The 19,083-nt window shown below is 73.6% G+C and carries 19 protein-coding genes; 14 read left to right on the forward strand and 5 right to left on the reverse strand.

The features are described from left to right. Positions 1-89 precede the first annotated feature (89 nt). From JI742_RS02855 to JI742_RS02865, 3 genes are all read left to right on the forward strand, one after another. Positions 90-875: a TlyA family RNA methyltransferase gene (locus JI742_RS02855; protein ID WP_201823839.1), complete on the forward strand. Its 786-nt coding sequence runs from the start codon at positions 90-92 to the stop codon at positions 873-875. Continuing rightward, complete coding sequence (gene metF, locus JI742_RS02860; RefSeq protein ID WP_201823841.1) at positions 872-1,732, forward strand: methylenetetrahydrofolate reductase [NAD(P)H]; 861 nt, start codon at positions 872-874, stop codon at positions 1,730-1,732. Before JI742_RS02855 ends, metF begins: the two co-directional genes overlap by 4 nt. A 136-nt stretch (positions 1,733-1,868) precedes the next feature. Continuing rightward, entirely contained in the window at positions 1,869-2,504 is a 636-nt protein-coding gene (locus JI742_RS02865) for an OmpW/AlkL family protein (RefSeq protein ID WP_201823843.1), read from the forward strand. Positions 2,505-2,514: 10 nt separating this feature from the next. On the opposite strand, the gene JI742_RS02870 is transcribed toward JI742_RS02865, so the two are convergent. Both JI742_RS02870 and JI742_RS02875 read right to left on the reverse strand, forming a co-directional pair. Further along, the gene (locus JI742_RS02870) at positions 2,515-3,354 is read right to left on the reverse strand and encodes a PPK2 family polyphosphate kinase (protein WP_201823845.1); all 840 of its coding nucleotides are present in this window, start codon (positions 3,352-3,354) and stop codon (positions 2,515-2,517) included. Beyond that, entirely contained in the window at positions 3,351-3,971 is a 621-nt protein-coding gene (locus JI742_RS02875) for a 5-formyltetrahydrofolate cyclo-ligase (RefSeq protein WP_201823846.1), read from the reverse strand. Before JI742_RS02875 ends, JI742_RS02870 begins: the two co-directional genes overlap by 4 nt. A 185-nt stretch (positions 3,972-4,156) precedes the next feature. Here JI742_RS02875 and JI742_RS02880 point away from each other — a divergent pair, with 185 nt between their 5' ends. From JI742_RS02880 to JI742_RS02890, 3 genes are all read left to right on the forward strand, one after another. Then, entirely contained in the window at positions 4,157-6,232 is a 2,076-nt protein-coding gene (locus tag JI742_RS02880; protein ID WP_201823847.1) for a lytic transglycosylase domain-containing protein, read from the forward strand. A 79-nt stretch (positions 6,233-6,311) separates the two neighbouring features. Further along, positions 6,312-7,268: a complex I NDUFA9 subunit family protein gene (locus JI742_RS02885; RefSeq protein WP_201823848.1), complete on the forward strand. Its 957-nt coding sequence runs from the start codon at positions 6,312-6,314 to the stop codon at positions 7,266-7,268. Between the two features lie 14 nt (positions 7,269-7,282). Beyond that, a complete protein-coding gene (locus tag JI742_RS02890) occupies positions 7,283-8,509 on the forward strand; it encodes a multifunctional CCA addition/repair protein (protein ID WP_201823849.1) in 1,227 nt (408 codons plus the stop codon). A gap of 16 nt (positions 8,510-8,525) precedes the next feature. On the opposite strand, the gene JI742_RS02895 is transcribed toward JI742_RS02890, so the two are convergent. After that, positions 8,526-8,897, reverse strand: coding sequence for a PsiF family protein (locus tag JI742_RS02895; RefSeq protein ID WP_201823850.1), 372 nt, complete (start codon positions 8,895-8,897; stop codon positions 8,526-8,528). Positions 8,898-8,970: 73 nt separating this feature from the next. Continuing rightward, positions 8,971-9,348 carry a PEP-CTERM sorting domain-containing protein gene (locus JI742_RS02900; RefSeq protein WP_201823851.1) on the reverse strand — a complete coding sequence of 126 codons (378 nt, stop codon included), beginning with the start codon at positions 9,346-9,348 and terminating at the stop codon, positions 8,971-8,973. A 310-nt stretch (positions 9,349-9,658) separates the two neighbouring features. Here JI742_RS02900 and arsS point away from each other — a divergent pair, with 310 nt between their 5' ends. From arsS to JI742_RS02940, 8 genes are read left to right on the forward strand one after another with little or no spacing between them, the layout of a single operon-like run. Further along, a complete protein-coding gene (arsS, locus tag JI742_RS02905) occupies positions 9,659-10,621 on the forward strand; it encodes an arsenosugar biosynthesis radical SAM (seleno)protein ArsS (RefSeq protein WP_201823853.1) in 963 nt (320 codons plus the stop codon). Next, positions 10,618-12,831 (forward strand): dihydrolipoyl dehydrogenase family protein, encoded by a 2,214-nt coding sequence (locus JI742_RS02910; protein ID WP_201823855.1) that lies wholly within the window; start codon positions 10,618-10,620, stop codon positions 12,829-12,831. Before arsS ends, JI742_RS02910 begins: the two co-directional genes overlap by 4 nt. Before the next feature lie 14 nt (positions 12,832-12,845). Continuing rightward, positions 12,846-13,730, forward strand: coding sequence for a DUF547 domain-containing protein (locus JI742_RS02915; protein WP_236676753.1), 885 nt, complete (start codon positions 12,846-12,848; stop codon positions 13,728-13,730). Next, positions 13,727-14,437, forward strand: coding sequence for a TIGR04283 family arsenosugar biosynthesis glycosyltransferase (locus JI742_RS02920; RefSeq protein ID WP_201823857.1), 711 nt, complete (start codon positions 13,727-13,729; stop codon positions 14,435-14,437). Before JI742_RS02915 ends, JI742_RS02920 begins: the two co-directional genes overlap by 4 nt. A gap of 54 nt (positions 14,438-14,491) precedes the next feature. Beyond that, the gene (locus JI742_RS02925) at positions 14,492-15,130 is read left to right on the forward strand and encodes a TIGR04282 family arsenosugar biosynthesis glycosyltransferase (RefSeq protein ID WP_201823858.1); all 639 of its coding nucleotides are present in this window, start codon (positions 14,492-14,494) and stop codon (positions 15,128-15,130) included. Then, complete coding sequence (locus JI742_RS02930; protein WP_201823859.1) at positions 15,127-16,251, forward strand: FAD-dependent oxidoreductase; 1,125 nt, start codon at positions 15,127-15,129, stop codon at positions 16,249-16,251. The genes JI742_RS02925 and JI742_RS02930 overlap by 4 nt, the downstream gene beginning before the upstream one ends. A gap of 20 nt (positions 16,252-16,271) precedes the next feature. Further along, entirely contained in the window at positions 16,272-17,117 is an 846-nt protein-coding gene (locus JI742_RS02935; RefSeq protein WP_201823860.1) for an MTAP family purine nucleoside phosphorylase, read from the forward strand. Next, positions 17,114-17,893, forward strand: coding sequence for a DUF3047 domain-containing protein (locus JI742_RS02940; RefSeq protein ID WP_201823862.1), 780 nt, complete (start codon positions 17,114-17,116; stop codon positions 17,891-17,893). Before JI742_RS02935 ends, JI742_RS02940 begins: the two co-directional genes overlap by 4 nt. A 153-nt stretch (positions 17,894-18,046) precedes the next feature. Here JI742_RS02940 and JI742_RS02945 read toward each other — a convergent pair whose 3' ends face one another. Continuing rightward, complete coding sequence (locus JI742_RS02945) at positions 18,047-19,024, reverse strand: HpcH/HpaI aldolase/citrate lyase family protein (RefSeq protein WP_201823864.1); 978 nt, start codon at positions 19,022-19,024, stop codon at positions 18,047-18,049. Positions 19,025-19,083 lie beyond the last annotated feature (59 nt).

A 19,083-nucleotide genomic window follows, 5' to 3' on the forward strand; every position in this document is an offset into this window, starting at 1 on the left:
CGGGGGCATGCAGGGGTCTGCGTGCTTTGTTGCCGGCGCCGAGGCGTTCGCTGGAACCGCGCTGAGGTCCGGGTCGTCCTTCATCTGTCATGCCGCGAATTGATCAGTTGCTTGTGCAGCGCGGGCTGGCCCCGAGCCGTTCGGCTGCGCAGCGGCTGATCGAGCATGGCGCGGTGTGCTGGCGGATGGCGCCGGACCAGCCCTGGCAGCTTCCGCGCAAGGCCGGCGAGGCCTTGACGGAGGCCTGCGAGCTGCAAGTCACCGACGATGCCGAGACCCGCTGGGTTTCGCGCGGCGGGCTCAAGCTGGAATCTGCGCTGGCCTGCACCGGTCTCGACCCGGCCGGCTTGCAGGCACTGGACGTGGGCCAGAGCACCGGCGGCTTCAGCGAGCTGCTGCTGGCGCGCGGCGCGGCGCGGGTGGTCGGCTTCGATGTCGGCCACGGGCAGTTGCATCCGCGGCTGGCCGGGCATCCGCGATTGCTCGCGCTCGAAGGCCTGCATGTGCGGCAACTGGCCGGCTCGGCGCTGGCGGATGCGGCACCGGCCGGCGGCTTCGACCTGCTGGTCGGCGACCTGTCCTTCATCCCCATGAGCCGTGTGCTGCCCGATCTCGCGCCCTGGCTGCGGCCTGGCGGCCAGGCCCTGCTGCTGATCAAGCCGCAGTTCGAGCTGGGGCCCGAGCATGTCGGCCGCGGCGGCCTGGTCAAGGACGCAAGCTGCTTCCCGCGGCTGGAGCAGACCGTGCGAGCGGCCTGCGCCGCCCTGGCCTGGACGGTGCGCGACTACTTTCCCAGCGCCCTGGCCGGTGGCGATGGCAATCAGGAATTTTTCGTCTGGGCGGTGGCCTCGCCGCCCGAGGAGTGCCTTTCATGACTTCCCCCCCCTCCACCGCCGGCCGCAGCCTGCCGCTGCCGGTCAGCTTCGAGTTCTTCCCGCCCAACACCGAGGCCGGCGCCGAAAAGCTCAAGGCCGTGGTGCGCGAGCTGAGCCCGGTCGCGCCCGAGTTCTTCAGCGTCACCTATGGCGCGGGCGGCTCGACCCGCGAGCGCACGCTGTCGACCGTGGCCGACATCGCCGCCCTCGGCCACGAGGCCGCGCCGCACCTGTCCTGCATCGGCTCGACGCGCCAGAACATCGCTGAGATCCTCGACACCTACCGCAAGCAGGGCATCCGGCGCATCGTCGCCCTGCGCGGTGACCTGCCCAGCGGCACCGGCACGGCCGGCGAATTCCGCTATGCCAGCGAGCTGATCCACTTCATCCGCGAGACCCAGGGTCCGGAGCTGAAGATCGAGGTCGCCGCCTACCCCGAATACCACCCGCAGCAGCGCTATGCGCGCCGCGACATCGACTACTTCGCGCAGAAGGTCAAGGCCGGCGCGACGGCGGCGATCACCCAGTTCTTCTACAACGCCGACGCCTACTTCCACTTCGTCGAGGAAGCGCGCTCGCGCGGGGTCGACGTGCCCATCGTCCCGGGCATCATGCCCTTCCACAACTACGCGCGGATCGCGCAGTTCGCGCAGCGCGACGGCATCGAGATCCCGCGCTGGGTGCAGCTCAAGATGGAGGGCTACATGGACGATGTGGCCTCCATCCGCAGCTTCGGCCTGGAGGTGGTGACCCGGCTGTGCGAGCGCCTGATCTCGCACGGCGTGCCGGCCATCCACTTCTACACGCTCAACCAGTCGGCGCTGTCGCTGGAGATCTGCCAGCGCCTGATGCGCTGAGCCTGCGCGCTGCGCCGCACGGTCCTTGACCTGCGGCAAAGCGCGACCCGCGCCATCCTTGACGCGGCGCAAGGCCCGGGCCGGGCCTGCGGCCTCCAATGGATCCATCCCTCGCGATGTTTCCCAGGAGTCCCGCATGTCCCGCCCCGCTTGCCTTTCTCGCCCTTCCCGGCCCCAGGCCCTGCTTGCCCTGCTGCTTGCTGCAAGTGCCGGCCTTTCGGCCCTGCCCGCCGCGGCGGCCCCGGCCGAGGCCGGTGACTGGATCGTCCGGGCCCGCGCGGCCCGGCTCGACCCGCGCAACCACGACAGCACCGGCCTCGACCTGTCGATCAACGCGCGCTGGCTGCCCGAGCTGGACATCACCCGCTTCCTCACCCCGAACTGGGCCGTCGAGCTGGTGCTGACCACGCCGCAGAAGCAGCACCTGCGTTCGGCCGGCAGCGACATCGGCAGCCTGCGCCACCTGCCGCCGGTGCTGAGCTTGCAGTACCACCTGAGCGGCCTGGCCGGCTGGCGGCCCTATGTCGGCGCCGGCCTCAACTTCACCCGCTTCTCCAGCGTCGAGCTGCCGGCCGGCGTGAAGATCGACCGCAGCAGCGTCGGCCCGGCCCTGGGCGCGGGCGTGGACTTGCCGCTCGGCGGCGGCTGGCTGCTGAACCTGGATGTGAAGAAGGTCTGGCTCGACACCGAGGTCTCGGCCGGCGGCGCCCGCCTCGGCACCCTGAATGTGGACCCGATGCTGTGGAGCGTCGGCTTCGGTCGCCGCTTCTGAGCGCAGGCCTTCAGCCGCCGTCGATGCGCAGGCCCTCCAGGGCCGGATCGGTCGGCGGCGCCTTGAGCTTGAGGGCGCGCAGCGCCTCGACCACCCGCTCGGCGACCATCAGGTTGCGGTTGCTCTTGCTGTCGGCCGGGATCAGGTGCCAGGTCGCCTGGGCGGTGGAGGTGGCGGCCAGCGCGGTCTCGTAGGCGGCCTGGTAGTCATCCCACTTCGCACGGGTGGCCAGGTCGCTGGCCTGGAATTTCCAGCGCTTGTCCGGATCGTCCAGCCGCGCTTGCAGGCGCTTGGCCTGCTCGGCCTTGGACAGGTGCAGGAAGCACTTGAGGACCGTCGTGCCGCTCTCGACCAGCAGGCGCTCGAAGGCCTTGATCTGGGCCAGGCGGCGGTCGCGCTCGGCGGCGTCGATCCCGCCCTCGACCACCGGCACCAGCACATCCTCGTAATGGCTGCGGTTGAAGACGACCAGCTCGCCGGCGCGCGGCACCTGGGCATGCACCCGCCAGAGGAAATCGCGGGCGCGCTCTTCCTCGGTCGGTGCCTTGAAGGCCGCCACCCGCACGCCCAGCGGGCTGCAGCGGCTGAAGACGGCGCGCGCCGTGCCGTCCTTGCCGCTGGTGTCCAGGCCCTGCAGCACCAGCAGCAGGCGCGGGGCACGCGCGGCCTGCGGGCCGGGCGCCTGGCCCTGGGCCCACATCAGGGTCTGGAGGCGGTCGATCTCCAGGGCCAGCGCGTCAAGCCGAGCCTGGTCGGCTTCGCGGCTGCTGCTGCGCGCCGGGCGGGCGTCGGGGTCGTGGTCGGCCAGGCGCAGCGGGCCGCGCACCGTCCAGGCGGTGTCGGCTTTCACCTGCCGTCCCGCTGCCAGACCACGCCTTCCTCGGTCAGCAGGGTGTCAAGCGGGATGTCATGCGGCTCGGCCTCCAGCCAGGGGATGTGGCCGTGCGCATAGCCGATGCCCACGGTGTAGGGCCGCGGGTTCAGCGCGGCCAGGGTGCGGTCGTAGAAGCCGCCGCCATAGCCCAGGCGCAGGCCGCCGGGCCCGTGGCCCACGCAGGGCACGAGCAGCAGCGTCGGCGTGACCAGGTCGGTGCCCTGCGGCTTGGGGATGTCGTAGGCATCGTGCTCCATCGGGCAGCCCGGATACCACTGCAGGAAGCGCAGTTGCTTGGTCTCGCGGTTCATCACCGGCAGGCCGATGCGGCGCGGCGGGCCGTCGCCGGTGCCGTGGCCGCTGCCTTCCGTCCAGCGGTGCAGGGCGGGCAGGGGATCGAACTCGCCCTTGATCGGCCAGTAGGCGCCCAGGGTGTGGTCCTGGCGGCCGGCCAGCCAGATCCGCAGCACGCTCTGCAACTGCACGGCGCGCTCCAGGCGGTCGGGTAGGGCCTGGCGCTCTGCTTGCAGCAGGCGGCGCAGCTGCTTCTTGTCGCGCGGCAGGGACAGCGGGTCGAAGGGCAGGGGCGGCATCGGCTTCCTCGGCAAGGTCGGGGCGACGGCGGCGCGGGAGGCGCCGCCGTCAGACCGGCATTGTCCACAGGGCCGTGACCGGCCGTCCGCTGCGGCCCCGCAGCGCCCGGGCCCGGGGGGCTCGGGTACAGTGAAGCGCGATGGGCACGCATGCTGCGTCGCCCGGTCGTGATCCGGCTACCCGCATGCTTCCGAACGTCCTTTCCTCCCGGCCGCTGGCCTTCCGCCGGCTGGGGTCGATCGGCCTCCCCGGTCTGCTGCTCGCCCTGGGCCTGGGGGTGGCCGCCGCGCCTGCCGCACCCCCCGCCGCGCCCCCGGCGCCGGCCGTGCTGGCGCCCGTGCCGCCGGAGGTGGCTGCCCTGCTCGTCGAGGCCCGCGAGGCTTTCCGCCGCCGCGACGGCGCCCGCCTCGCCCTGCTGCGCGACCGCGCCGCCGTCGGCGGCCACCCGCTGGCCGTCTGGCCCGACTACTGGGAACTGAGCGCCCGGCTGGAGCGCGCCAGCCAGGCCGACCTGGACGCCTTCTACGCCCGCTGGCCCGGCAGCTACCTGGAAGACCGGCTGCGCAACGACTGGCTGCTGGAGCTGGGCCGGCGCCGCGACCGAGCCGCCCTGCTGGCCGAATACCCGCGCTTCGTGCTCGACGACGACCGCAAGGTGCATTGTCATGTGGCCCTGGCCCGCCTGGAGGCCGGCCTGCCGCAGGCCGGCGAACCGGTGCGCCTCTGGTGGGCGCAGCGCGACGCCGACGAGGCCTGCCATGCCCTGGCCCTCGGCCTGCGCGAGGCCGGCCGCCTGCCCGACAGCGCGATCTGGCACAAGCTGCGCCTGAGCACCGAGGCCAACCGCCGCGCCGCCGCCGAGCAGGCTGCCAGCCTGCTCGACGTCCAGCCCGCGCTGCAGGCCATCTTCGACCACCCGGCCCGCTACCTCGCGCGCCAGACCGGCCCGAGCGGCCCGCAGGCCCGGGAGCTGGCGGCGCTGGCCCTGATCCGCTTGGGCGCCCGCGAGCTCGACGAGGCCGTGCGCGCCATGCACGCCCGCTGGACCGAGGACCTGCCGCCGGCCACCGCCGGCTGGGTCTGGGCCAGCTTCGGCAAGCAGGCCGCGCTCAAGCTTTCGCCCGAGGCGCCGGACCATTTCCAGCGTGCCCAACGCTTGGGCCTCGGCCCGCACGGCGTGGCCGAGGACACCCACGCGTGGCAGGCCCGCGCCGCGCTGCGCGCCAACGGCGGCAAGGGCCGCTGGCAGCAGGTGCTGCAAGCCATCCAGGCCCTGCCGGCCGATCAGCAAGAGGACCCGACCTGGATCTATTGGAAGGCCCGCGGCCTGCAGGCCATCGCGCCCGACAGCCAGGACGGCGCCCTGCTCGAAGCCGAGGCGCGGCGCCTGCTGGCCGGCATCGCCAGCCCCTTGAACTACTACGGCAAGCTGGCCTTGGAAGCCCTGGGCCGGCCGACCGTGCTGCCGCCGACGCCCGCGCCGCTCAGCCCGGCCGAGCGCGCCGAGGCCCTGGCCCGCCCCGGCCTGCAACGCGGCCTGGGCCTGATCGAGATCGGCCTGCGCAACGAGGGCGTGCGCGAGTGGAACTACAGCATCCGCGGCCTGGGCGACCGCGAGCTGCTGGCCGCCGCGCAGATGGCCTGCGACCGCGAGATCTGGGACCGCTGCATCAACACCAGCGAGCGCACGCGGGTCGAGGTCGACATGCAGCAGCGCTTTCCCATGCCCTTCCGCAGCGAGGTCGTGGCCCGCGCCCGCGAGCAGGGCCTGGACCCGGCCTATGTCTACGGCCTGATCCGGCAGGAGTCGCGCTTCATCCTGGATGCGCGCTCGCATGTCGGCGCCTCGGGCCTGATGCAGATCATGCCCGCCACCGCCAAGTGGACGGCGCGCCAGCTCGGCCTCAAGCTCGACCCCCAGGCCATCACCGACCGCAACCTCAACCTGCGCATCGGCACCGGCTACCTGAAGCTGGTGCTCGACAGCTTCGAGGGCTCGCACCCCATGGCCGCCGCCGGCTACAACGCCGGCCCGGGCCGGCCGCGCAAGTGGCGCGAAGGCCCCTTGCTCGATGCCGCCGTCTGGACCGAGAACATCCCCTTCAGCGAAACCCGCGACTATGTGAAGAAGGTGCTGTCCAACACCACCGCCTATGCCGCCCTGCTCAGCGGCCAGCCGCAATCGCTGCGCAGCCGCCTGGGCCCCACCATCGGCCCGCGCCTGTCGGCCGAGAAGCCCGGCGAGTCCGAGCTGCCCTGATCCGCCGCGAACGCATCCAACTCGCCCGCGCAGGCCGTCCCCGGCCCGCCCGGGCTCCACCCCTGACCTGGAAACTGCCATGCCCAAGCTGCTGATCCTCGGCGGCACCGGCTTCGTCGGTACCGCCCTCTGCGAAGCCCTGCTGCGCCGCCACGGCCCCTCGACGGTGCTGCGCGTGCCCAGCCGCCGGCCCGACCGCGCCAAGGGCCGCATCGGCACCCTGCCCTCGGTCGAGCTGCTGGCGGCCGATGTGCATGACGAAGCCCAGCTTGCCCGGTTGATGCAGGGTTGCGAGGCCGTCTTCCACCTCGTCGCCATCCTGCATGGCAGCCCGGCGGCCTTCCAGCGCGTGCATGTCGAGCTGGCGGCCAAGGTCGGGCGGGCGGCGCGGGCGGCGGGCGTGGGCCGGGTGCTGCATGTCAGCGCGCTCGGCGTGGCGGCCGATGCGCCCTCGCACTACCTGCGCAGCAAGGCGGCCGGCGAGGCCGCGCTGCGCGAGGCCGGGGCGCCTGGGCTGACGATCCTGCGGCCCTCGGTCATCTTCGGCGCCGGCGACCGCTTCATGAACACCTTCGCCGCCCTCCAGACCCTGGCGCCGCTGCTGCCCCTGGCCGGCGCGGATGCGCGCTTCCAGCCGGTCTGGGTGCAGGACGTGGCCGAGGCGCTGGTGCGCTGCCTGGACGACGCCAGCACCGCCGGCGAGACGATCGAGGCCGCCGGCCCGCGCGTCTGGACCCTGGCCGAGCTGGTGCGCCTGGCCGGTCGCCTGGCCGGCGTGCCGCGTCCGGTGCTGCCCATGCCCGACCTGGTCGGCCGCCTGCAAGCCGGCGTGATGGGCCTGCTGCCCGGCGAGCCGCTGATGAGTGCCGACAACCTCGATTCCATGAAGGTGCCCAACATCGCCAGCGGCCACCTGCCCGATCTGGCGCGCCTGGGCATCACCCCCACGGCGCTGGAGGCGGTGGCGCCGGGCTACCTGGGCGGCAGCGCCTCGGCCGGCCGGCTCGACGCCTGGCGCACGCTGGCCCGGCGCTGAGCGGCGGCCCGGCCATGCAGCGCTACGAGGTCGGCGGCGCGGTCCGCGATGCCCTGCTCGGCCGGCCGGTGCACGACCGCGACTGGGTCGTCGTCGGCGCCACGCCCGCGCAGCTTGTCGAGGCGGGCTACTTGCCTGTCGGCCGCGACTTCCCGGTCTTCCTCGACCCGCAGACGCGCGAGGAAGTGGCCCTGGCCCGCACCGAGCGCAAGACCGCGCCCGGCTACCACGGCTTCGTCGTGCATGCCGCCCCCGAGGTCACGCTGGAAGAGGACCTGCTGCGCCGCGACCTGACCATCAATGCCATGGCGCGCGCGGCCGACGGCAGCCTGATCGACCCCCACGGCGGCCAGCGCGACCTGGCGGCCAAGGTGCTGCGCCATGTCTCGCCGGCCTTTGCCGAGGATCCGGTGCGCATCCTGCGCCTGGCCCGCTTCGCGGCGCGCTTCGACGATTTCCGCGTCGCCCCCGAGACCCTGGCACTGATGCAGGCCATGGTCGCCGCGGGCGAGGTCGATGCCCTGGTGCCCGAGCGCGTCTGGCAGGAAGTCGCCCGCGGCCTGATGGAAGCCCGGCCCTCGCGCATGTTCAACGTGCTGCGCGAGGCCGGCGCCCTTGCCCGCCTGCTGCCCGAGCTGGACCGGCTCTGGGGCGTGCCGCAGCGGGCCGATTACCACCCCGAAGTCGACACCGGCGTGCACGTGATGATGGTGATCGACCATGCCGCCAGCCTGGGCGCGCCACTGACGGTGCGCTGGGCCGCCCTGGGCCATGACCTGGGCAAGGGCACGACGCCGCCGGACATCCTGCCGCGCCACCTGGGCCACGAAGGCCGCAGCGTCGAACTGCTGCGCGCCGTGCATGCCCGCCTGCGCGTGCCCCGGGACTGCGCCGAGCTGGCCGAGCGCGTCGCCCGCGAGCACGGCAATGTGCACGCCAGCGGCGGCTTCGGCGCCGCAGCCGTGCTGCGACTGCTGGAGCGCTGCGACGCCTTCCGCAAGCCGGCGGCCTTTGCCGAACTCTTGCAGGCCTGCCTTTGCGATGCGCGCGGCCGCCTGGGCCTGGGCGACGCGCCCTATCCGCAGGCCGGGCGCCTGGCCGCCGCGCTGGCCGCGGCCCAGGCCGTCGACACCGCAGCCGTGGCGGCGGAAGCCGCCGCCCGCGGGGCGCGCGGGCCGGCGGTCGGGGCGGCCATCGCGGCGGCGCGGGAAGCGGCGGTGGCTTGCGCGCTGGGCGCCTGAGCCCGGCCGCGCAGCATCACTTCGCAGCCGCGTCGGCCACGCACTTCTTGACGAAGCTGCTGCGCGCGGCGCCGGCCAGCTTCTTGCCATCGGCCTGGGCCTGGCAGGCGGCTTGCGGTGCCGGCGAGGGCGCGGCGCCGGCTTCGCACTTCTTGAGGAAGCTGGTTCGGGCGGCGCCGGCCAGCTTCTTTTCCGCCGCCTGGGCGGCGCAGTCGCTGGGGCCGGCCTCGCGCTCGCACTTCTTGAGGAAGCTGTTCTTGGCCGCGCCGGCCAGCTTCTTCTCGCTGGCCTGGTCGGCGCAGCTCGGTGCCGCCTGGGCGCCCAGGCTGAACAGGCTGGCGGCCAGGAAGCTGGCCAGGGCGGGGCGGGCGAGGGCGGAGAGACGCATCGGGTTCCTTTCGGGCAGTAGGGTCGGGCTTCAACCCGCCGACTCTAGCTGCCGTCGACGACCGCCCGGTGCTTCAGAGCGGGTCGCGCCGCCGGGTCAGCCGTCGCCAGGCGAGCAGGGCGGCGCCGCCCAGCAGGGTCAGGGCGGTGGTGCTGGGCTCGGGCACGGTCGAGGGGCGGGTCTCGGGCTCGGGCGGGCGGCGCGCCGTCGCTGCGCCCGGGCGGTGTTCGGCCCCGATTTCCGGCCCCAGGCTGGCGGTCGGCAGGGCCCAGGCGCCCTGGACGGGGGCGGGCAGCGGCCGCTCGCGGTCCGCGCTGGCCTGCGGGCTGCGGGCGGGGGGCGGGTCCTGGGCCTCGGGCGGGCGGGGTTCGGCGGAGGCCCCCTGGGCGGCTCCGGCCAGGACGGCGGCGGCCAGCAGGCGGGGACCCGGGGGCTTGGCGTGGGGCTTCATGGTGGGGTGGCGGTCGTGAGGGGTGCGATGCACAGCGGCCCGGCCGGCGGCCGGGGGCCTGCGCATCCCCGCTCTATCGGCCGCCGCCCGGCGCGGGCCAGGCCGTGGTCGTGACCCGCATCACGCCGCTGCCGGCCCAGGCCGACGGCGGCGGGCCGTCTGCCAAGTCCGTCACGGGCGACCCGACAGCCCTGCGGCGGACAGGCCATGCATCCGAATCCGCAGGTGTCGTGTAACGATGCGACGATTTCTCCGACGGAGCCTCCGTGGCCGTCGTTCCGGCCCCGCCTTTTCCGAAAGACCCTGTCCGATGCACGCCACCCTGCCGCTCCTCGTCGCCACCGATTTCCCGCCGGTGCGCCGCGCCGCCTTGCAGACCTTGCAGGTCAACCTGGGCTACCGCTGCAACCAGAGCTGCCTGCACTGCCATGTCAATGCCGGCCCGAACCGCACCGAGATGATGGATGCGGCCACCATCGACCAGGTGCTGGCCGTGCTCCAGGCCCGCCGCATCGAGACCCTGGACCTGACCGGCGGCGCGCCCGAGCTGAACCTGCACTTCCGCCGCCTGGTGGCTGGCGCCCGCGCCCTGGGCGTGAAGGTGATCGACCGCTGCAACCTCACCATCCTGTCCGAGCCCGGGCAGGAGGATCTGGCCGATTTCCTGGCCGCGCAGGGCGTGGAGGTGGTCGCCTCGCTGCCCTGCTATTCGCCGGCCAATGTCGACCGCCAGCGCGGCGACGGCGTCTTCGAGGCCAGCATCGCCGGCCTCAAGCGGCTCAATGCCCTGGGCTACGGCCAGGACGGCAGCGGCCTGGTGCTCAACCTGGTCTACAACCCGCAGGGCCCCGTGCTGCCGCCGCCGCAGCAGAAGCTGGAGGCCGACTACAAGCGCGAGCTGGCCGCGCACTTCGGCATCGTCTTCAATCGGCTCTATGCCCTGACCAACATGCCGATCCAGCGCTTTGGCAGCACCCTGGTCTCCAAGGGCAGCTTCGCCAGCTACATGGCCCTGCTGCGCGGCGCCTACCAGGCCGAGAACCTCGACACCCTGATGTGCCGCAGCACGGTCAGCGTGGACTGGCAGGGGGATCTCTACGACTGCGACTTCAACCAGATGCTCGGCCTGCGCGCCCGGCTGAAGGGGCGTGAACGACCGCAGCTTGCCGACCTGCTGAGCGAGGACCCGGACGGCGAGGCCGTCCACATTGCCGACCACTGCTACGGCTGCACGGCCGGCCAGGGCAGCAGCTGCGGTGGAGCCCTCGCATGAGCGCGCCCGCCCCCTCGTCCGGTCCCACCCCGTCGCCGGCCGCCGCGCCGCGCAGCCGCCTGCCGCTGTTCATCGGCCTGATCTTGGTGGCCGGTCTGGCGCTCTGGGCCTGGCAGCATTTCGGCTTGGCCGAGCTGCTCACGCTCGATGCCCTCAAGGCCCGCCGGGCCGAGCTGGATGCCCTGGTTGCCGAACGGCCGCTGGCCACGGCGGCGGTGTATTTCGGCGTCTATGTCCTCGTCACCGCCCTGTCCTTCCCGGGTGCGGCCGTGCTGACCCTGGCTGGCGGCGCGATGTTCGGCCTGGGCTGGGGCCTGCTGCTGGTGTCCTTCGCATCCAGCCTCGGCGCGCTGCTGGCCTTCCTGGTCGCGCGCTACCTGCTGCGCGACCTGGTGCAGTCGCGCTTCGGCGCGCAGCTTGCGCCCATCAACGAGGGCATGCGCCGCGATGGCGTGCTCTACCTGCTGACCCTGAGGCTGGTGCCCGTCTTCCCCTTCTTCCTGGTCAATCTGCTGGCCGGCCTGACGCCGATCGGCGCCGGCCGCTTCTACTGGGTCAGCCAGCTCGGCATGCTGGCGGGCACCGCGGTCTTCGTGAACGCCGGCACCCAGCTTGCAAGCATCAGCTCGCCGGGCGATGTGCTGTCGCCGGGCCTGCTCGGCTCCTTCGTGCTGCTGGGCTGCTTCCCCCTGCTGGCCAAGGCCATCGTGGCCTGGCTGCAGCGGCGCAAGGTCTATGCGGGCTGGACGCGGCCGAGCCGCTTCGACCGCAACCTGGTCGTGATCGGCGCCGGCGCCGGCGGCCTGGTCAGCGCCTACATCGCCGCGGCGGTCAAGGCCAAGGTCACCCTGGTCGAAGGCCACAAGATGGGCGGCGACTGCCTGAACTTCGGCTGCGTGCCGAGCAAGGCCCTGATCCGCTCGGCCAAGGCCGCCCAGGCCCTGCGCAAGGGCGAGGCCATGGGCCTGCGCGGCGTGCAGGGCCGGGTGGACTTCGCGGCGGTGATGGAGCGGGTGGCCGGCGTCGTGCGCGATGTCGAGCCGCACGACTCGGTCGAGCGCTACACCAGCCTGGGCGTCGAGGTGCTGCAGGGCCATGCCCGCATGCTCACGCCCTGGACGGTCGAGGTGCGCGGGGCCGACGGCCGCACCCAGGTGCTGAGCACCCGCAGCATCGTGATCGCCGCGGGCGCGCGGCCCTTCATGCCGCCCATCCCCGGCCTTGCCGAGGTCGGCGCGCTCAATTCCGACACCGTCTGGGGCCTGCGCGAGCTGCCGGCCCGGTTGCTGGTGCTGGGCGGCGGGCCGATCGGCTGCGAGCTGGCGCAGAGCTTCGCCCGCCTCGGCGCCGAGGTGACCCAGGTCGAGCAGGGCGAGCGCCTGATGGCGCGCGAGGATGCCGACGCCGCCGCGCTGGTCACCGCTTCGCTGCGGTCCGATGGCGTGCGCGTGCTCACCGGCCACCAGGCCCTGCGCTGCGAGCAGGATGCCCAGGGCAAGCGCCTGATCGTGCGGCATGGCGGGCAGGAGATCGCACTGCCCTTCGACCAGTTGCTCTGCGCCGTCGGCCGCACGCCGCGGGTCGAGGGCTATGGCCTGGAGGAGCTGGGCATCCCGCTGACGCCGCGCAAGACCATCGTCACCAACGGTCTGCTGCAAACCAAGTACCCGAACATCTATGCCGTGGGCGATGTGGCCGGGCCCTACCAGTTCACCCATGCGGCGGCCCACCAGGCCTGGTATGCGGCGGTCAATGCCCTGTTCGGTCGCTTCAAGACCTTCACCGCCGACTACCGTGTGATGCCCTGGACCACCTTCACCGACCCCGAGGTCGCGCGGGTCGGCCTGTCGGAGGACGAGGCCCGCGCCCAGGGCGTGGCCTACGAGCTGACGCGTTACGGTCTGGACGATCTCGACCGCGCCATCGCCGACGGCACCGCCCACGGTTACGTCAAGGTGCTGACCGTGCCGGGCAAGGACCGCATCCTCGGCGTGACCATCGTCGGCGAACATGCCGGCGACCTGCTCGCCGAATTCGTGCTGGCGATGAAGCACGGCCTGGGTCTCAACAAGATCCTCGGCACCATCCACACCTACCCCACCCTGTCGGAGGCCAACAAGTACGTGGCCGGCGAATGGAAGCGGGCCCATGCCCCGCAAGGCCTGCTGTCCTGGGTGGCGAAGTACCACGCCTGGGAGCGCGGCGCATGAAACCGAAGCTTTGTTTGACCGCTCACCCGTCGCAGCCTGCGGCTGAGGCTCAGGCCCTGAGCCCGGCCCGCCGCCGCCTGCTGGGTGGCGCGATCGGCAGCCTGGCCCTGGCCGGCCTGGGGCCGCTGGCCGCCGGCCCGGCCGCGGCGGCCGAGGCCTTCGACCACGGGCCCTGGACGGCGCTGCTCAAGCGCCATGTCGTGCTGCTGCGCGGCGGCCAGGCCTCGCAGGTCCGCTATGCCGGCTTCGCGGCCGACCGGCCGGCGCTCAAGGCCTACCTGACCAGCCTGTCGGCCCTGCCGCGCGCGCGTTTCGAGGCCTGGACGCCGGCCGCGCAGATGGCCTTCCTGATCAATGCCTACAACGCCTGGACGGTCGAGCTCATCCTCGGCCGCTACCCGCGCCTGGCTTCGATCAAGGACCTGGGAAGCCTGCTCAGCAGCCCCTGGAAGCCGGCCTGGATCCCGCTGCTCGGCGAGACCCTGTCGCTCGACGGCATCGAGCATGTCCGCCTGCGCGCCCGCGGCCGCTACGACGACCCGCGCATCCACTTCGCGGTCAACTGCGCCTCGGTCGGCTGCCCCATGCTGCGCGAGGAGGCCTTCCTGCCCGAGCGGCTCGACGCCCAGCTCGACGAGCAGACCGCCCGCTTCCTGGCCGACCGCAGCCGCAACCGCTACGACGCGGCCAGCGGCCGGCTCAAGGTCTCGAAGATCTTCGACTGGTATGGCGAGGACTTCCGCCTCGGCCACCGCGGCATCCGCAGCCTGGCCGGCTTCTTCGCCAGCCAGGCCGAGCGCCTGGCCGAGGCCCCGGCCGACCAGGCCCGGCTGCGCGCCGGCAAGGTGCCGATCGACTTCCTCGACTACGACTGGGCACTGAACGACGTGCCGGCATGAGCCCGAGCCCCGCCGACGCCGCCGCGGCCCGGCCGCGCCTGTCCATCGTCATGCCCATGCTCAATGAGGCCGCCGGCATCGAGGCCACGCTGCGCGCGCTGGCGCCGCTGCGGGCGGCCGGGCAGGAGCTGATCGTCGTCGACGGCGGCAGCCGGGACGACAGCCTGGCCCGCGCCCGACCGCTGGCCGACCGCGTGCTCGAAGGCCCGCGCGGCCGTGCCCGGCAGATGAATGCCGGCGCGGCCTGCGCGCGGGGCGAGCACTTGCTCTTCCTGCATGCCGACACCCGCCTGCCGCCCGGCGGCGCCGAGGCGCTGGGGGCCGCGCTCGACGCGGGCGCGCACTGGGGCCGCTTCGACGTGCGCATCGAAGGCCGCTCGCGCTGGCTGCCGGTGGTCGCCGCGCTCATGAACCGGCGCTCGCGCTGGACCGGCATCGCCACCGGCGACCAGGGCATCTTCCTGCGCGCCGAGACCTTCCGCGAACTCGGCGGCTTCCCCGAGCAACCGCTGATGGAGGACATCGAGCTCAGCCGCCGCCTGCTGCGCCGTGGCCTGCGCCCGGCCTGCCTGCGCCTGAAGGTGCAGACCGCCGGCCGGCGCTGGGACGAGCGCGGCGCCTGGCCGACCATCTTGCTGATGTGGCGGCTGCGCTGGCGCTACTGGCGCGGCGCCTCGCCCGAGGCCCTGGCCCGCGCCTACCGCTGAAGCCGGGCCCCTGGCCCTTGCCCCGAGCCCCTGTTTCGAGCCCCTTCCCGACCCATGCCCCCCCGCTTCCACCTGACGGTGCTCGCCAAGGCCCCCGTGCCGGGCTTGGCCAAGACCCGCCTCATCCCCGCCCTCGGCCCCGAAGGCGCCGCCGCGCTGGCCGAGCGCCTGCTTGACCATGCCCTGGACCAGGCCCTGGCCGCCGGCTTCGACACGGTCGAGCTGTGCGTCACGCCCGACGCCGACCACCCCGCCGTGCAGCGCCAGGCCGCCCGGCCCGGCCTGCGCCTGAGCTTGCAGGGCGAAGGCGACCTCGGCGCCCGCATGGCCCGCGCGCTCGACCGCGCCCTGGCCGGCGGCGCGGCCGGGGCGGTGTTGATCGGCACCGACGCACCGGCCCTGGACGCCGCCCGGCTGCGCGCCGCCGCCCAGGCCCTGGCCCAGGCCGACGCGGTGACCGTGCCCGCGCACGACGGCGGCTATGCGCTGATCGGCCTGCGCCGGCCGGCGCCCGCGCTCTTCGAAGGCATGGCCTGGAGCACGGCCGGCGTGCTGGCCGCCACCCGCGCCCGCGCCGCCGCGGCCGGCCTGCGCCTGGCCGAGCTGGCGCCGCTGCACGACATCGACGAGCCGGCCGACCTCGTCCACCTGCCGGCCGGCTGGCTGCCGGTGGGCCTGGGGGTGGGCGCATGAACGATCTCGTCCTCGTCGGCGGCGGCCATGCCCATGCCGAGGTGCTGCGCCGCTGGGCCCTGGCGCCGCTGCCGGGCGTGGCCCTGCATCTGGTCACGCCCGAGCCGCTGGCGCCCTATTCCGGCAGCGTGCCGGCCTGGCTGGCGGGCGAGGAAAGCAGCGCCTCCATCAGCATCGACATGGCCGCCCTGGCCCGCGCGGCCGGCGCCACCCTGCACCTCGACAGCGTGCAGGCCCTGGACCCGGCGGCGCGCCAGCTCACCCTGACCCGCGGCACGCGGCTGGGCTGGCGGCATCTCTCGCTGAATGTCGGCTCCACGCTGGAGCCGCCGGCACCGGCCGGCGTGCGCGTGCTGTCGATGCGCCCGCTGGGCGCCCTGCGTGCCGCCTGGGATGCGCTGCGTGCCGAGCTGGCCGTCTGGCCGCTGGACCGCCCGCTGCGCCTGGCCGCCGTGGGCGGGGGCGCGGCCGGCTTCGAGACCGTGCTGGCCGTCAGCGCCCGGCTGCGCCGCGAGCGGCCGGGCCTGCGCCTGCAAGCCCGGCTGCTCAGCCGCGGCCCGCTGCTGCCCGGCCTGGCGCCCGGCGCGCAGCGGGCGGCGGCGCGGGCCCTGGCGCGGGCCGGCATCGAGCTGCAACTCGGCCGCAGTTGGACCGAGGCCGAGGCCGCCGGCACCGATGTGATGCTCTGGGCCACCGGCGCCCGCGCCCATGCCTGGCAGCGCGACCCGGCCCGCCGCGGCGGCCTGGCGGTCGACGCGGGCGGCTTCCTGGCCATCGACCGCCGGCTGCGCTCCATCTCGCATCCGGACATCTTCGCGGTGGGCGATTGCGCGGCCTGGTCACCCGCCCTGCCCAAGGCAGGCGTGTATGCCGTGCGCATGGGTCCGGTGCTGTCGGACAACCTGCGCGCCGCCTGCGGGGCCGGCGCCTGGCGCGAGCACGAACCCCAGGCCCGCGTGCTGGCCCTGCTGGCCACGGCCGACGGCCGCGCCATCGCCGCGCGCGGCGGCCTGGCCACCGAGGGCCGCTGGGTGCTGGCCTGGAAGCGCCACATCGACCGTGCCTTCCTGCAGCGTTACCGTGTCGCCGACGCGCCGCGTCCCGCCCCCCTGGACGCCTGAACCCTTCTGGAGAACGCCCCATGCTTGCCGTCGTCGGAGGCACCGGCCTCTACGCGCTCGATGACTTCGAGCTGATCACCCGCCACGAGGGCGACACGCCCTTCGGCCGCCCCTCCGGCCCGGTGCTGCACGGCCGCTTCGGCGGGCGCGAGCTGCTCTTCCTGGCCCGCCACGGCGCCGGCCACCGCCTGCTGCCGCATGAGGTGAACTACCGCGCCAATGTGTTTGCGCTCAAGGCGGCCGGCGCCACCCACCTGCTGGGCTTCTCGGCGGTCGGCAGCCTGGTCGAGCCGGTCGCGCCGGGCCAGCTTGCCGTGCCCGGGCAGTACATCGACTGGACCCGCGGCCTGCGCGAGCGCAGCTTCTTCGGCGGCGGCGTGGCCGCGCATGTCTCCACCGCGCGGCCGGTGAGCGCGGCCATGGTCGACTGGATCGCGGCCGGCGCCGCCCGGCTCGGCCTACCCCTGCACCGCGACCTGACCTATGCCTGCGTCGAAGGCCCGCGCCTGGGCACCCGGGCCGAGAGCTTCATGCTGCGCCAGCTCGGCGGCCAACTGGTCGGCATGAGCAATGTGCCGGAGGTCTTCCTGGCCCGCGAGGCGCAGATGGGCTATGCCACCGTCGGCCTGGTCACCGACTACGACTGCTGGATGGACGACCCCGCCCACCATGTCAGCGTGGCCGAAGTCTTCGCCCGCTACGGCGCCACCCTGGCCCAGGCCCGGCAACTGCTGCACACCCTGCTGGATCTGCCGCAGCCCGAGATCGAGCCCGAATCCCGCCAGGCGCTGGCCAGCGCCCTGATCACCCCGCCCGATCAGCTCGACGCCGCCCAGCGCGCCTGGCTGGCGGTGCTGCAAGCATGAGCGCCGGCGGGCCTGCGGGTGGTCGGCGGGCGGGCGCCGCGGTCTTCAGCCTGCTGGGGCTGCTGGCGCTGGTGGGCTTGGCGGTGGGCGCCGGCCCGGTGGCGGCGGCCGAGCCCGTCTGGGTCGGCCGCTTCGACGCCGGCCTTGAACCCTGGCGCGAGAAGGCACTCAAGCCCGGCCTCACGCCCAACCGCCACCGCCTGCGCGCCTGGGACGGCCGCGCGGCGGTCGAGATCCGCTCGGCCAAGAGCTTTTCGCTGCTCGCCCGGCCCCTGGCGGTGGACCTGGCCGCCACGCCCGTGCTGTGCTGGGCCTGGCGCATCGACGCGCCGCTGAAGACCGCCCGGCTGGGCGACAAGGCCGGCGACGACTATGCCGCCCGGCTTTACATCAGCCTGGCCATCCCGCCCGAGGACCAGGGCTTCGCCCTGCGCGCCAAGCTGGCCCTGGGCCGCTCGATCTTCGGCCCCGAGCTGCCCGATGCCGCGCTGAACTATGTGTGGGACGGCCAGGCCGCGGTCGGCACCGCCCAGCCCAATGCCTACACCGACCGGGCCATGATGATCGTGCAGCGCAGCGGCGCCGCCCAGGCCGGCACCTGGGTGCAGGAGCGCCGCGACATCGCGGCCGATGCGCGCCGCCACTTCGGCGCCAGCGCCCGGCCGGTGCAGATCGCCCTGGCCGTCGACACCGACAACACCGGCGAATCGGCCGAGGCCGGCTTTGCCGACCTGCACTTCGTCGCCGCCGACCAGCCCTGCGCGCCGCCGCCCTGAGCGGCGGCCGAAAAAAAACCCCCGGCCACAGTCGTGGACGGGGGCGGGTCGGGCGGGCCTGGTGCGGCGCCGCGCCGGAGGCGGGGGCGATGTGCCCCCACCCCGAGGCCGTGGCGCGATGCGCGCCGCGGAACCTGGGGCCGGACGCGCGCTTCAGCGCGCGGCGGCGATCTGGTCGGCCTTGGCCAGCAGGGCTTCGGCCATGCGGATGGAGGCGATGTCGATCAGGCGGCCGTCGAGCGAGACGGCGCCCTTGCCCTCCTTGGCGGCCTGGGCCATGGCTTCCAGGATGCGGCGGGCCTTGGTGACTTCGGCATCCGAGGGCGTGAACACGCGGTTGGCCAGCTCGATCTGCGAGGGGTGGATGGCCCACTTGCCCTCGTAGCCCAGCACGGCGCAGCGGTTGGCGGCGCTGAGGTAGCCGTCCGGGTCGCTGAAGTCGCCGAAGGGGCCGTCGATGGGGCGCAGGCCGTAGGCGCGGCAAGCCACCATCATGCGGGTCTGGGCGGCATGCCAGGGGTCGGTCCAGAAGGCCTGGCGCTGGCCGTCGGCATCCTTGTCGCTCAGCACCACGCTGTCCTTGTTCACGCCGCCGATCACGGTGGTGCGGGCGCGGGTGGAGGCGGCGTAGTCGGCCACGCCGAAGCTCATGGCCTCCAGCCGCTTGCTGGCCTGGGCGATGGCCTCGACATTGGCCATGCCCAGGGCGGTCTCGATCAGCACCTCGAAGCCGATGCGCTTGGTGCGCTTCTTCGAGTTCTCGAGCTGGGTGACCATCATGTCGAGCGCATACACGTCCTGCGGCACGCCGACCTTGGGGATCAGGATCATGTCCAGCCGCGGGCAGGCTTCGACGATGTCGACCACGTCGCGCACCATGTAGTGCGTGTCCAGGCCGTTGATGCGGACCATCATCGTCTTGCTGCCCCAGTCGATGTCGTTCAGGGCCTCGATGATGTTCTTGCGCGCCTGCTCCTTGTCGTCCGGCGCGACGGCGTCCTCGCAGTCGAGGAAGACGATGTCGGCCGCGCTCTTGGCGGCCTTCTCGAACATGCCGGGGTTGGAGCCCGGCACGGCCAGCTCGGAACGGTGCAGGCGGGGGGTGGCTTGTTCAACGGCGTAGAAGCTCATGGATCGGGTCTCCTCCGGGGTGTCCGGCTGGGGGTGGGGTCCGGGGTCGGACCGGGTGG

It is taken from the genome of Piscinibacter lacus (assembly GCF_016735685.1).
GTDB classification, from domain to species: Bacteria; Pseudomonadota; Gammaproteobacteria; order Burkholderiales; family Burkholderiaceae_C; genus Aquariibacter; species Aquariibacter lacus.

Coding starts and splice junctions, on each gene's coding strand:
- JI742_RS02855 (WP_201823839.1), top strand. CDS start 90: ATGCCGCGAATTGATCAGTTGCTTGTGCAGCGCGGGCTGGCCCCGAGC.
- metF (WP_201823841.1), top strand. CDS start 872: ATGACTTCCCCCCCCTCCACCGCCGGCCGCAGCCTGCCGCTGCCGGTC.
- JI742_RS02865 (WP_201823843.1), top strand. CDS start 1,869: ATGTCCCGCCCCGCTTGCCTTTCTCGCCCTTCCCGGCCCCAGGCCCTG.
- JI742_RS02875 (WP_201823846.1), bottom strand. CDS start 3,971: ATGCCGCCCCTGCCCTTCGACCCGCTGTCCCTGCCGCGCGACAAGAAG.
- JI742_RS02880 (WP_201823847.1), top strand. CDS start 4,157: ATGCTTCCGAACGTCCTTTCCTCCCGGCCGCTGGCCTTCCGCCGGCTG.
- JI742_RS02885 (WP_201823848.1), top strand. CDS start 6,312: ATGCCCAAGCTGCTGATCCTCGGCGGCACCGGCTTCGTCGGTACCGCC.
- JI742_RS02890 (WP_201823849.1), top strand. CDS start 7,283: ATGCAGCGCTACGAGGTCGGCGGCGCGGTCCGCGATGCCCTGCTCGGC.
- JI742_RS02895 (WP_201823850.1), bottom strand. CDS start 8,897: ATGCGTCTCTCCGCCCTCGCCCGCCCCGCCCTGGCCAGCTTCCTGGCC.
- JI742_RS02900 (WP_201823851.1), bottom strand. CDS start 9,348: ATGAAGCCCCACGCCAAGCCCCCGGGTCCCCGCCTGCTGGCCGCCGCC.
- arsS (WP_201823853.1), top strand. CDS start 9,659: ATGCACGCCACCCTGCCGCTCCTCGTCGCCACCGATTTCCCGCCGGTG.
- JI742_RS02910 (WP_201823855.1), top strand. CDS start 10,618: ATGAGCGCGCCCGCCCCCTCGTCCGGTCCCACCCCGTCGCCGGCCGCC.
- JI742_RS02920 (WP_201823857.1), top strand. CDS start 13,727: ATGAGCCCGAGCCCCGCCGACGCCGCCGCGGCCCGGCCGCGCCTGTCC.
- JI742_RS02925 (WP_201823858.1), top strand. CDS start 14,492: ATGCCCCCCCGCTTCCACCTGACGGTGCTCGCCAAGGCCCCCGTGCCG.
- JI742_RS02930 (WP_201823859.1), top strand. CDS start 15,127: ATGAACGATCTCGTCCTCGTCGGCGGCGGCCATGCCCATGCCGAGGTG.
- JI742_RS02935 (WP_201823860.1), top strand. CDS start 16,272: ATGCTTGCCGTCGTCGGAGGCACCGGCCTCTACGCGCTCGATGACTTC.
- JI742_RS02940 (WP_201823862.1), top strand. CDS start 17,114: ATGAGCGCCGGCGGGCCTGCGGGTGGTCGGCGGGCGGGCGCCGCGGTC.
- JI742_RS02945 (WP_201823864.1), bottom strand. CDS start 19,024: ATGAGCTTCTACGCCGTTGAACAAGCCACCCCCCGCCTGCACCGTTCC.